A 355-nucleotide genomic window follows, 5' to 3' on the forward strand; every position below is an offset into this window, starting at 1 on the left:
TGCGTTGAGGATGGGGTCCATTCGGTGGGAGTGGAAGGCGTGGCTTACGGGTAGTTGGCGGGTTTTGCGGCCTTGGTCGCGGAAGTGTTGGGCGACTTGTTGGACTGGGGTGGTGTCGCCGGAGATGACGGTGCTGGTTGGGGTGTTGATGGCGGCGATGGTGGCGCCGGGGATGAGGGCGTGGGTGATTTCTTGTTCGGTGGCTTGGATGGCGATGATGGTGCCGCCGGTGGGGAGGGTTGACATGAGGTGGGCGCGGGTGGCGACGAGGGTGGTGGCGTTGTTGAGGTCGAGGATGCCGGCGATGTGAGCGGCTGCGAGGGCGCCGGCGGAGTGTCCGGTGACGGTGGTAGGG

General features: G+C 65.9%; 1 protein-coding gene. It reads right to left on the reverse strand.

The annotated features are described in order from the left end of the window. Positions 1 to 355, reverse strand: a 355-nt coding sequence (locus N5079_RS35220) for an acyltransferase domain-containing protein (RefSeq protein WP_261588556.1), incomplete at both ends; no start/stop codon positions are given.

Source organism: Planotetraspora sp. A-T 1434 (genome assembly GCF_025420585.1).
Lineage (GTDB): Bacteria > Actinomycetota > Actinomycetes > Streptosporangiales > Streptosporangiaceae > JAOEGB01.